General features: G+C 62.7%; 10 protein-coding genes. 4 read left to right on the top strand and 6 right to left on the bottom strand.

Features of this window, described 5'->3' with window-relative positions; translation table 11 throughout:
* Positions 1-370: 370 nt before the first annotated feature.
* On the top strand, positions 371-1,420 hold the full coding sequence (locus tag P3R82_RS28640; protein WP_283196212.1) for a low specificity L-threonine aldolase: 1,050 nt from the start codon (positions 371-373) through the stop codon (positions 1,418-1,420).
* Between the two features lie 123 nt (positions 1,421-1,543).
* Here P3R82_RS28640 and P3R82_RS28635 read toward each other — a convergent pair whose 3' ends face one another.
* Both P3R82_RS28635 and P3R82_RS28630 read right to left on the bottom strand, forming a co-directional pair.
* On the bottom strand, positions 1,544-1,672 hold the full coding sequence (locus tag P3R82_RS28635) for a hypothetical protein (RefSeq protein WP_281393579.1): 129 nt from the start codon (positions 1,670-1,672) through the stop codon (positions 1,544-1,546).
* Positions 1,673-1,840: 168 nt separating this feature from the next.
* A complete protein-coding gene (locus tag P3R82_RS28630; RefSeq protein ID WP_283196211.1) occupies positions 1,841-2,695 on the bottom strand; it encodes a LysR family transcriptional regulator in 855 nt (284 codons plus the stop codon).
* Positions 2,696-2,807: 112 nt separating this feature from the next.
* Here P3R82_RS28630 and P3R82_RS28625 point away from each other — a divergent pair, with 112 nt between their 5' ends.
* Positions 2,808-3,812, top strand: coding sequence for a bile acid:sodium symporter family protein (locus tag P3R82_RS28625; RefSeq protein ID WP_183900373.1), 1,005 nt, complete (start codon positions 2,808-2,810; stop codon positions 3,810-3,812).
* Positions 3,813-3,899: 87 nt separating this feature from the next.
* Here the strand turns inward: P3R82_RS28625 and P3R82_RS28620 are convergent, their stop codons facing one another.
* A complete protein-coding gene (locus P3R82_RS28620) occupies positions 3,900-4,367 on the bottom strand; it encodes an Hsp20 family protein (RefSeq protein ID WP_283196210.1) in 468 nt (155 codons plus the stop codon).
* Between the two features lie 470 nt (positions 4,368-4,837).
* Between P3R82_RS28620 and P3R82_RS28615 the strand changes: the two genes are divergently transcribed.
* Both P3R82_RS28615 and P3R82_RS28610 read left to right on the top strand, forming a co-directional pair.
* Positions 4,838-5,812, top strand: a complete 975-nt coding sequence (locus P3R82_RS28615) for an alpha/beta hydrolase (protein WP_283196209.1) — start codon at positions 4,838-4,840, stop codon at positions 5,810-5,812.
* Positions 5,813-6,039: 227 nt separating this feature from the next.
* Complete coding sequence (locus P3R82_RS28610; protein WP_283196208.1) at positions 6,040-6,969, top strand: cell wall hydrolase; 930 nt, start codon at positions 6,040-6,042, stop codon at positions 6,967-6,969.
* A 183-nt stretch (positions 6,970-7,152) separates the two neighbouring features.
* Here the strand turns inward: P3R82_RS28610 and P3R82_RS28605 are convergent, their stop codons facing one another.
* The 3 genes from P3R82_RS28605 to P3R82_RS28595 all read right to left on the bottom strand — a co-directional run bounded on the left by P3R82_RS28605 (position 7,153) and on the right by P3R82_RS28595 (position 11,133).
* Positions 7,153-8,844 carry a PAS domain-containing methyl-accepting chemotaxis protein gene (locus P3R82_RS28605; RefSeq protein WP_283196207.1) on the bottom strand — a complete coding sequence of 564 codons (1,692 nt, stop codon included), beginning with the start codon at positions 8,842-8,844 and terminating at the stop codon, positions 7,153-7,155.
* Between the two features lie 268 nt (positions 8,845-9,112).
* Positions 9,113-9,886: a histidinol-phosphatase gene (gene hisN / locus P3R82_RS28600; protein WP_283196206.1), complete on the bottom strand. Its 774-nt coding sequence runs from the start codon at positions 9,884-9,886 to the stop codon at positions 9,113-9,115.
* A gap of 365 nt (positions 9,887-10,251) precedes the next feature.
* Entirely contained in the window at positions 10,252-11,133 is an 882-nt protein-coding gene (locus P3R82_RS28595; protein ID WP_183900365.1) for an N-formylglutamate amidohydrolase, read from the bottom strand.
* Between the last annotated feature and the right edge of the window lie 20 nt (positions 11,134-11,153).

Raw genomic sequence — 11,153 nt, 5'->3', positions numbered from 1 at the left:
CGTGCGGGAAACATCGTCCGCGCTCGGTGAACTATAGCGTGAAACCCCACCAGTGTAAGGTCTCTTGGCGCCTCTTCGGCCTTGACGGCCAAAATAGGACAGCAACCCTGTCCTAATTCATCGGTTCTATGCCAGAAACAGGACGGCTTCGCAAGGGCCATAAATTAAAAAAACGTCAATTGGCGCAGGAAGATTACCAAATCGATCAAGGTTGCGACATAAAATTACGCGATCCCCTATTATATTGTTTCTTGATTGCGGAATTCAATTTTTGTGATGGGTTGCGCCCCAATCGCTTGATCCCGTGAAGCTTTGGATTAAGCTCCCACCCGAACCCGCCCCCACCTCCATTTTTTCCCAGGCATTTTCCATGATTTTTGCTTCCGACAACTGGGCTGGTGCCCACCGTTCCATTGCCGAGCGCCTGCTGCGGGAATCCGCCGGTTTCGCCGCCGCTTACGGCACCAGCGATCTCGACCGCCGCGTCGAGGCGCGCTTCTCAGAGATCTTCGAGCGCGAAGTCTCCGTCTTCTTCGTGGCGACCGGCACGGCGGCGAATTCGCTGTCGCTCGCCAGCGTCCAGCGCCCCGGCGGCATCACCTTCTGCCATTCCGAAGCCCATGTGATCGCCGATGAATGCGGCGCGCCCGATTTCTTCAGCCAGGCGCGCCTGTCGCCTGTCGATGGCGAATTGGGCAAGATCGATCCCGCGAAGCTTTCGAAGGCGATCGCCGGCTACCCCGAGAACGCCGTGCATCACGGCCGCGCGACGGCGGTCACGATCACCCAGGCAACCGAGATCGGCACCGTCTACGCGCTCGACGAGATCGACGCCATTTCCGCCATCTGCAAAGAGCGCAAGCTGCCGCTCCACATGGATGGCGCTCGCTTCGCCAATGCGCTGGTGGCGCTCGATGCGAGCCCGGCCGAGATGACCTGGAAGCGCGGCGTCGACATCCTCTCCTTCGGCGGCACCAAGAACGGCTGCTGGTGCGCCGAGGCGATCGTCGTCTTCAATCCCGACAAGGCGAAGGAAATGCCCTTCATCCGCAAGCGCGCCGCCCAGCTCTTCTCGAAGTCGCGCTTCATCGCCGCCCAGTTCGACGCTTATCTCGATAACGGCCTGTGGATGGAGCTTGCCCGCCACGCCAACGGCATGGCCGACCGGCTGCGCGCAGGCATCGGCGCCAGCAACTCGGCCCGCCTTGCGTGGTCGACGACTTCAAACGAAGTTTTCGCCATTATAAGGAAGAGCGCCGGAAAGACCGCCGAGGACAAGGGCGCGAAATTCTACGAATGGCCGATCCCGTCGGCCACGCCTGATCTCGTCGGCCCTGACGAGATCCTGATCCGCCTCGTCACCAGCTTCGCGACAGAGGAAAAGGACGTAGACGGCTTCCTGAGCTGCCTCGCATCCTAGACGGACATGGGAACGGCGACGAAGATCGTCACCGTGGCTGCGGTGGCGCGTTCCAATGGTGATCCGCGGCCATAAGCGGCGGATCACCATTGTCGACATTGTCGTATTGTTTCTCCGAAGCGGCTAGTTCTGACGCAGCATCACGGCGGAGGGCGGCGCCCCGGTATCCGCCGTCTTGGAGTCGTGACCAGCCACGACGATGAGCATCACGCAGGCAACCAGCCCGGAGACGAAGAGCGCTCCATATACCATCGTCCGTTCTCCCTGTAGCCCCGAACGTCGACCTTGAGCGACGACCAGACTAAGGGGTCCAAGGTAACCAGAAACCTAAGCGACAGGGTTGAAGGATACTTAAAATTCGAGACAACGGATTAACCACGACGCGCGCCCGCAAGACCGGGCATCCGGGCCAGAGCAACGTCACCCCGACCGCAGGCTCCTGACCTTGGCGAGAATATCGTCCGACAGCGCCGAAACCAGCGCCTGGTCCGCACCCTTGCGCGGCACCAGCACGAACTCTACATCCTCGAGCACGGGAAGCTTGCCCTTCGCGATCACCTTCAGCCCCGACGGCGCCATGCTGCGCGGCTGCACGAGTACGCCCATGCCGGCGCGCGCCGCCGCCGTCAGCCCGCTGAGGCTGCCGCAGGTGCAGACGATCCGCCAGGGAATCCGGTGCCGCCCCAGCGCCTCCAGCGAAATCGCCCGCGTCACGCTCGGCGGCGGAAAGGCGATCAGCGGCAGTGGCGCGGCGCTCATGATATGATCGGGATCGCGCGCCAGCCAGACCAGCGGCTCGCGATAGACCAGCCGCCCGCGCGCGTCGCCGAGCCGCCGCTTGGCCAGCACCAGATCGATCTCGCCATTGTCCTGCATCTCGTAAAGCGTGCCCGACAGCGCCACCGTCAGCTCCAGATCGACCGAGGGGTGCGAGCGCACGAAATCCTCGAGCACGCCGGGCAGCTGGCTGGTGACGAAATCCTCCGACACTCCGAGCCGCAGCTTGCCGCGCAGGCTTGGCCCGCCGAACAGCGATTGCACCTGCCCCTCGATCGAGAGCATGGCGCGCGCATGCGACAGCAAGGCCTCCCCATCCGTCGTCAGCACCACCTTATGCGTGTCACGGGCCAGCAGCCGCCGCCCGATCGACGTCTCCAGCCGCTGGATGTGCTGGCTGACCGTGGATTGCCCGAGCCCAAGCCGCTCGGCCGCCAGCGTGAAGCTCCCCATCTGCTCGACGGCGACGAAGCTGCGCAATTGCGTAAGATCAAGCATGCTTATCTCATTTCGCGATAACTGTTATTTCTTGCATCGCATATCATAATGGAAGAAACAGGATTGATCCATCCCAAGCCGGTCGACCCGCCGGATAAGCCGAGTTCAGCCCATGCGCCGTTTCCTGCCCGATACCTTCACCATCCTTCTGGTCTGCACCGTCATCCTGGCCTCGATCCTTCCGGCCAGCGGCGCCTTCGCGGGCTATTTCGGCACGGCGACGACGCTTGCCATCGCGCTCCTCTTCTTCCTGCATGGCGCGCGCCTGGCGCGCGATGTCGTCATCGCCGGCCTGCTGCACTGGCGGCTGCATCTGGTGATCCTGCTCACCACCTTCGCCATCTTCCCGCTGCTCGGCATGACGCTCGGCCTCGTGCCGGATTCGATCCTGCCGCGCCCGCTCTATCTTGGCATTCTCTTTCTCTGCGTTCTGCCGTCGACGGTGCAGTCGTCGATCGCCTTCACCTCGATGGCCGGCGGCAATGTGCCCGCCGCGATCTGCTCGGCCTCGGCCTCCAATATCTTCGGCATGTTCCTGACGCCGCTTCTCGTCGGCCTGCTTTTCTCGGTTGGCGGCCACGGCGGCTTCTCCTGGAACGCCCTGTTGCAGATCTTCACGCAGCTGCTGCTCCCCTTCATCCTCGGCCAGGCGCTGCAGCCCTGGATCGGCGACTGGATCCGCGCCAAGAAGAAGCTCCTGATGCCCGTCGACCGCGGCTCGATCCTGATGGTCGTCTACCTCGCCTTCTCGACCGCCGTGGTCGAGGGCCTGTGGCGGACCTTCTCGCTGACGGACATCGCCGTCGTCATCGTCGCCGACATCGTTCTGCTGGCCATCGTTCTCTGCGCCACCACCTTCGGCAGCCGCCTGCTCGGCTTCAACGAGGCCGACCAGATCACCATCACCTTCTGCGGCTCGAAGAAGAGCCTGGCGAGCGGCGTTCCCATGGCCAACGTCATCTTCGCCGGCCAGCCGATCGGCGCCATCGTCCTGCCGCTGATGCTCTTCCACCAGATCCAGCTGATGGTCTGCGCCGTCATCGCCCAGAAATACGCCGCCGCCCACCACCGCCGCGCCACCGCCGCCGAGATCGAGCAAGCCGCCAACCCGGCGTGACCGGTCGGCGTGATCGAACGCCGGACAACGAAAAAGCGGCGCCCCGTCCGGAGCGCCGCCTCTTTGCCATATCCTGGGAGGGATTGGTTAGTTGGTGACCTGAGCCTCGATCGCCTTCGGCGCGCTCACCGGCTCGGCGGCGATCGCGATCTTGCGCGGCTTCATCGCTTCGGGAATGCTGCGCAGAAGGTCGATGTGAAGCAGGCCGTTCTTCAGAGAAGCGGCTGTCACCTCGACATGGTCGGCAAGCTGGAAGCGACGCTCGAAAGTGCGCTTGGCGATGCCGCGATAGAGGAATTCGGAGCCTTCCGCATTGTCCTCGCTCTTCTCGCCCTTGACGGTGAGAGCATGGGCCTGCGCTTCGATCGAAATTTCGGTTTCGTCGAAACCGGCGACGGCCATGGTGATGCGGTAGGTGTTTTCACCGGTGCGCTCGATATTGTAGGGCGGATAAGTCTGGCCCTGGTCGGGCTGGCCCAGGCTGTCGAGCATGGTGAAGAGACGGTCGAAACCGACGGTGGAACGATAGAGGGGAGAGAAGTCTACGTGACGCATGATGTCCTCCTGAGGAAGCGACTGGTTGCGATAAGTTGCCCCTGAAACCCCTTGATCGGCAGCTTCGGGACGGTTCCGCGGACCCGTTCTGGCGTCCGCTACCATGAGATGGGGATGGCTTTTTCGGACTTCAAGACCCTTTCGAAGAGCCGCCCACAACCACCGGAAATCCGCGGCCAGCCACCGTGAACCGCGCATGAACACCCGGTTCGGCATCCGTTCAGACGTGTGGGCCTACAGATTGCGTCATCGGGTTACACTGGCTCGATGGCTGGAGTGTATCGTCCCTTCGTCTCCAGCCCGATCTCCGGCCGGCATTGCGCTCCCCTCAGGTCCCGCATGCCGGCCACTTTTTTTGCATGATGGCGGCACAGTCTCGGGGCGACGCTTTTTTCTTTGATTTGACAGGCCGATCGCCTATCCGCTTTACTTCAATCCCGAATCCTTTCGAAGGACGCGCGCGCACGGCCATGGACCAGGTTCTCTATTCGACACCCGGCAATCCGGTTCCGGAAAACCGTACCGAAGGCTTCTTCGAGACGCATGACGGCCTGAAGCTGCGCTACGCCGTCTTCCGCTCCTCGGCCTCCGTCGCCAAGGGCACCGTCGTGCTGCTCCACGGGCGCAACGAATTCATCGAGAAATATTACGAGACGATCCGCGACCTCACCGACAAGGGCCTCTGGGTCGCCACCTTCGATCTGCGTGGCCAGGGCAATTCCGACCGCATGCTGAAGAAGCGGCATTACGGCCATGTCCGCCGCTTCATCGATTACGAGCACGACCTCGACACCTTCCTCGAGAAGGTCGTGCTGCCCGATACCCGCCTGCCCTTCTATATACTGGCGCATTCGACCGGCGCGCTGATCGCGCTGTCGGCTGCCCCCTATCTCACGACCCGCATCGAGCGCATGGTGCTGACGGCGCCCTTTATCGGCCTCGCCGGCCAGCCCGCCTCGGCCGGCACCATCCGGCGGCTCGCCACCATGGCCTGCGTGCTCGGCCTCGGCTCGTACCCGCTGGCGCGCAGGCTCAAGGAAAAGCCGTTCCGCGACAATCCGCTGACATCGGACGAGGTGCGCTTCGAACGCAATGTCGCGATCGGCGAGGCCCAGCCCGACCTGACGCTCGGACCGCCCACGGCCCGCTGGCTTTTGGAATCCTTCAAGACCATAGAACGCGTCACCGCGCCGAACCATCTGTTTTCGATCACCATTCCCACGGTGGTCATCGCGCCGACGCGCGATACGATCGTGCCCTACATCGCCCAGGAGCGCCTTTCGCGCTATTTCCGGGCCGGCCAGCTGGTGCCGATCAACGGCGCCCGTCACGAAGTGTTGCAGGAACGCGATGTCTACCGGCAGGCGGCGCTCGCCGCCTTCCACGCCTTCATTCCGGGCGCCGATGCCGAGGTTTCCGAGGAGTTCGAGGGCTTCGGCACCTGAACGCGATGCGTCCCCGGTCGGGCCGTTCCCTCGCCTCGCGCGCCCAATATCGCATGGCTCGACCCGAGCCCGATCACATTTTGAGACAAAAATGTAACGCGGTGTTTGAATTTTTACGATTGTAAGATAATAGTTACTCACTTTTTCGATAAGGGCTGAACTAATCACATAGGGGGCACCTGGCGTTGAGGGCGCATTACGTATTGGGACGATCTCTTTTCGGGATCATGATTGTGGGCTTGGCGACCACGGGGTGCACGAGCACGCCGAAGACGACCGGCAGCATCCAGACCACAAAGCCGCTGCAGACCAGCACACCCGGCAAGGTCACCTACAATTACACGACGGAAGACCGCACCTGTCTCAAGCGGGCAATGTATTTCGAATCGCGGCAGTCGGATCGCGACGGCTATATGGCGGTCGGCAGCGTCGTGCTGAACCGGCTGACATCGCCGGCCTACCCCAAGTCCATTTGCGGCGTCGTTTCGCAGGCCAGACAGTTCGCTCCCGGCGTCATGACCCGCGAGGTCAAGCCCCAGGCGGAGCCCGATCTGAACGAGGCCGCCGACGCGCTTTTGAAGGGTGAACGCAACCCCGCCGTCAAGAAGGCCATGTTCTTCCACACAAGCGGCCTGAAGTTCCCCTACGACAACATGTATTACGTGACGGTTGCCGGCGGCAATTCGTTCTACGAGAAGCGCGGCGCCGACGGCGAGCTGCAGACCCCTGCACCGCTGCCCGCCTATGAAGTCGCGATGAATTTCGTGCCGGAACACAATCAGATGGCGGCGCAGTTCGAACTGCTCACGCCCGCCGCCTCGCCGGCCCGCGCGCCGATCCCGATGGCGGACGGCGTTGTCGATACCGCCTACGAAGCGCCTGATAACGTGCCCGTGCCGCAGGCAGCGCCGATGCAGACGACCGCCGATCAGGTGCGGATGCAGCAGCCCCAGCTGCAACAGACCCAGTCTAAGCAGCCTCAGATCCAGCAGAAGCAGGTGCTGCAGGTTCCGGTTCAGCAGGCTTACGTGCCGTCGGTGCCCGAGCCGGCCGCCTTCGAGGCCGTTGCCTACACCATCCCGACGGCGGTCGCCGTCCCCACGCCGCGCCCGGCGGCCTTTGATATGGCCCGCATGCGTGGCGGCATCGGCGGCTGATCGCCGCCGCCGCAAGCAGTGCCATCGAACGAAAAAGGGTTCCAGCCTGTCGGCGGAACCCTTTTTTCATGTCTTCATCTTGTCAGGCTGTTCGCCCTGCCAGTCCTCGGAGCGATGGCGTGTCATCACCGACACGCGATCTCGCAACTGTCCGGCGCCCGCCGGACAGTTGTCGGACGATTGTCAGGCCACTCTCGACAACGGCGCCGTCACGCGTTCGCGTCGCTCGTCGCCAACCTTGAACTGGCCGATGAGGTCGAACAGCGCGCTCGCCTCCGTCGCCAGCTTGCGGCTCGCCGTCGCGGTCTGCTCGACCATCGCCGCGTTGCGCTGCGTGTCCTGATCCATCGACATCACCGCCTCGTTGATCTGGCCAAGCGCCTGCGATTGCTCGCGCGCCGCCACCACGATGCCGGAGACGTTGTCGTGCACCTGCAGCACCCGCGCCGCGATCGCCTCGAGCGCGGAACCCGTCTTGTCGACGAGCGTGACCCCGTCGCGAACCGACGCTTCCGAATCGCGGATCAGCGCCTTGATCTCCTTTGCCGCATCGGCGGAGCGCTGCGCCAGCTGGCGCACCTCCTGTGCCACGACCGCGAAACCCTTGCCGGCTTCACCGGCGCGCGCGGCCTCGACGCCGGCGTTCAGCGCCAAGAGGTTGGTCTGGAAGGCGATATCGTCGATGACGCTGACGATGCCGGCGATCTGTGTCGACGAGCGCTCGATCCGCGCCATCGCCTCGACGGTCTGCCGCACGACATCGGCGGAATCCTGCGCGCTCTTCGTCGTGTCGTCGACCAGCCGTCCGGCATCGGCCGCGCGGCGCGCCGAATCCGACACGGTCGTGGAAATCTCGGTGACGGCCGCGGCGGTCTCCTCGACGGAAGAGGCCTGCGATTCGGAGCGGCGGGCAAGGTCGTCGGACGCGGCACTGATCTCGCGCGTTCCCGATGCGATCTGCGTCGCGTTCCTGGCGATCGCCTGCATCGCCGCCCGCAGCCGGCCGATCGAGGAGTTGTAGTCGGTGCGCAGCGTTTCCAGCGAGGCGATGAACGGCTTTTCGATCGTCTGGTCCAGATCGCCCTCGGCCATCGCCTGCAGGCCGACGGCGAGCTCGTTGACGGCCCTGACCCGCTCGCTGACGTCGCTTGCGAACTTGACGACCTTGAACACCTTGCCGTTCATGTCAAAAATCGGATTATAGGAGGCCTGGATGAACACCTTCCGGCCGCCATTGCCGATGCGCGCGAACTCGTCGGCGGCGAACTGCCCGGCCGCGAGTTTGCGCCAGAATTCCTTGTACTCGCCGCTGTCTGCATAGGCGGGGTCGCAGAACATCGAGTGATGCCGTCCGCGAATTTCCTCCAGCGTATAACCGAGCGTCGTCAGGAAATTCTCGTTGGCCGTCAGGATATGACCGTCGGGCGTGAACTCAATCGTCGCCTGCGCGCGTGACAGCGCGTCGAGCTTGCCCGCGTCTTCGGCGCTCTTCAGCTTCGTGTCGGTGATCACGGTCGCGAACTTCACGACCTTGTAGGGCGCGCCGCCCTTGAAGACGGGATTGTAGGAGGCTTCGATCCACACTTCACGCCCGCCCTTGCCAATCCGCTTGTATTGCCGGCGGTCGAATTCGCCCTTGTTCAGCTGCTTCCAGAAAGCGGCATAGTCCGCGCTCTTCGCTTCTTCCGGTTCCACGAACATGCTGTGCGGCCGTCCGACGATCTCGTCGAGACGATATCCCATCGCCTGACAGAAGTTCTCGTTGGCGGACAGGATATTGCCAGCCATGTCGAACTCGATCACCGCCTGCGAGCGGCTGACCGCATCAAGAACGGCCTTGGCGCCGGCGGCGGACCCGAAAGAAAAAAGCTGCATTATATTTGCCTCAAAACTGAAATACGGATCACCGGAAGGCAAAATTCCGTAGAAATATTCACTTCATCAGCAAGATTTGCAGCGAACTCTTTCTGTTTGATTAATGTTCGCCCAGTGCGCGCATCTTATCGCGCAAGTAGAGGCACGTTTTCGTGAAGAAAACAACCAAGGAGAGATACGGATATGTGAAAGCAACTTTTGATGCTGAACACTGTGCGAATCTGACAAAACTGGGCTTCATTTTGCCGGAATGAAAGCAACCACCGGTTTAACGCCGCAGGATCGCCACCGCCGCGTCATAGACCGCCTGGCTACCTGCGGCGATGATCGAGCCGCCATTCTCCGGCCGCCCGCCGTCCCAGGTGGTGATGATGCCGCCAGCCTTCTCGATGACTGGAATGATGCCGCCGACGTCGTAGGGCTTGAGGCTGTTCTCGATGACGAGATCGATGTGCCCGGCGGCCAGAAGCGCATAGGCGTAGCAGTCGGTGCCGTAGCGGAAGAGCCGCACCTGGCCTTCGATCTCGCGATACCGGTCCATCTCGGTACCGGCAAACAGATGCGGCGAGGTCGTGAACAGGATCGCATCGGAAAGCCCGGCGCAATCGCGCACCTTGAGCCGCCGCTCGCCCTCTGGACCGGTATAGTAGGAGCCGCTCTCGTCGGCGAAATAGCGCTCGCCGGTAAACGGCTGCTCGATCATCCCCATGACCGCCTGGCCATTCCTGTAGAGGCCGATCAGCGTCCCCCAGACGGGAACTCCCGAGATGAACGCCCGCGTGCCGTCGATCGGATCGATCACCCAGACATGCTCGCGCTCGAGCCCGACATTGCCAAACTCCTCGCCGAGAATGCCGTGCTCGGGAAAATGCGCCTCGATCAACGCCCGGATCGCCGCTTCGGCCGCCCGGTCGCCCTCGGTGACGGGATCGAACCCCGAGGCCAGCTTGTTGGTCACGTCGATCCCGGAGCGAAACCGCGGCAGCGTCTCGGCCTTGGCGGCTTCCGCGAGACGATTGAAGAAGGTGCGATCAGGAAACATGAGGGACATCCGTGTGAGACCGTCGATGCCGCTTTCCATAGCCGAAACCGGTCATTTTGCAAACGCAGGCAGCAATTTTTAGCCGGCTGCCCATATTTTGCGCACCGCAATAAACTGATTGACAATTGTGCACTGCAATAGTAGCGTCTCCCTACAGTCTTCTGACTGTAAATACCCTCCTTGGGTGTTTCCTCCCTAGACTTGGACCGCCGCAAGGCGGTCTTTTTTTGTCGGGTGGAAACAGGACGGAACCGTTGCGGCCCAGGAGCTACAAGAAACGACCGCCGCATCAGGCAATCTATCGCAACTTCACGACAGCAATAATGCGTTGAAATACGGCGATCGAGAGCGCGCTCGAAGCCGCCCTATTCCGCCGCCAGCGCCGTGTCGCCGGCGAACTTGGCGACGTAGTCGGCCATCTGTCGCATGAACGAGGTGATCGCCGCCACGACGAGCGGGAAATCGGCGCGCCGCTCAAGCGTCACCTCGTCGACATAGAGCGACCGGTTGATCTCGATCTGCAGCGCGTGCAGGCCGCGCGACGGGCGGCCGTAATGCTCGGTGATGAAGCCGCCGGCATAGGGCTTGTTGCGGATCGCCGCGAAGCCCATCTCCTCGAAGATGCTGACGGCCATGCGCGACAGCTCGGCCGAGGCGCTGGTGCCGTAGCGGTCGCCGATGATGAAATCCGGCCGCGAGGTCGCACCGGCGACGCGGATATTGCCCGGCATCGAGTGGCAGTCGATCAAGACGCCGAAGCCGAACTGCACATGCGTGCGCGCGATCAGCCGCCGCAGCGCCGCGTGATAGGGCTTGTAGACCGCCTCGACGCGATCGAGCGCCTCCTGCACCGGCAGGCGGCGGGCGTAGATCTCCATGTTCTCGGCGACGATGCGCGGAATGGTGCCGAGCCCGCCGGCCACGCGCAGCGAGTTGATATTGGCGTAAGAAGGCAAGAGCCCGTCGAACATGCGCGGGTCGAGCTCGTAGGGCTCGCGATTGACGTCGAGATAGGCGCGCGGAAAATTGGCGAGCAGCAGCGGCGCCCCGAGCGCGCCCGCCGCCGAAAACAGCTCGTCGACATAGTGGTCTTCCGAGCGGCGGATCGAAATCCCCTGCAATCTCGATTGCGCGATGAACTCGGGCGGATAGATGCGGCCGCTATGAGGGGAATTGTAGACGAATGGAATGGTGTGCGACGCGGGTTCCCGTATCTCAAAAAGCTCGTACGCGGGAATCTCGTCCACCTGTTTCCCTCTTAACCATG

The organism is Rhizobium sp. AN80A, from assembly GCF_030053015.1.
GTDB lineage: Bacteria > Pseudomonadota > Alphaproteobacteria > Rhizobiales > Rhizobiaceae > Rhizobium > Rhizobium metallidurans.
The sequence above is the reverse complement of the archived record's forward strand: the minus strand, read 5'-3'. Positions and strand labels throughout refer to the sequence as shown.

Excerpts from the sequence above, each read along its gene's own strand:
- P3R82_RS28625 (WP_183900373.1), top strand. The coding sequence starts at position 2,808 with ATGCGCCGTTTCCTGCCCGATACCTTCACCATCCTTCTGGTCTGCACC.
- P3R82_RS28640 (WP_283196212.1), top strand. The coding sequence starts at position 371 with ATGATTTTTGCTTCCGACAACTGGGCTGGTGCCCACCGTTCCATTGCC.
- P3R82_RS28630 (WP_283196211.1), bottom strand. The coding sequence starts at position 2,695 with ATGCTTGATCTTACGCAATTGCGCAGCTTCGTCGCCGTCGAGCAGATG.
- hisN (WP_283196206.1), bottom strand. The coding sequence starts at position 9,886 with ATGTTTCCTGATCGCACCTTCTTCAATCGTCTCGCGGAAGCCGCCAAG.
- P3R82_RS28635 (WP_281393579.1), bottom strand. The coding sequence starts at position 1,672 with ATGGTATATGGAGCGCTCTTCGTCTCCGGGCTGGTTGCCTGCGTGATG.
- P3R82_RS28610 (WP_283196208.1), top strand. The coding sequence starts at position 6,040 with ATGATTGTGGGCTTGGCGACCACGGGGTGCACGAGCACGCCGAAGACG.
- P3R82_RS28620 (WP_283196210.1), bottom strand. The coding sequence starts at position 4,367 with ATGCGTCACGTAGACTTCTCTCCCCTCTATCGTTCCACCGTCGGTTTC.
- P3R82_RS28615 (WP_283196209.1), top strand. The coding sequence starts at position 4,838 with ATGGACCAGGTTCTCTATTCGACACCCGGCAATCCGGTTCCGGAAAAC.
- P3R82_RS28605 (WP_283196207.1), bottom strand. The coding sequence starts at position 8,844 with ATGCAGCTTTTTTCTTTCGGGTCCGCCGCCGGCGCCAAGGCCGTTCTT.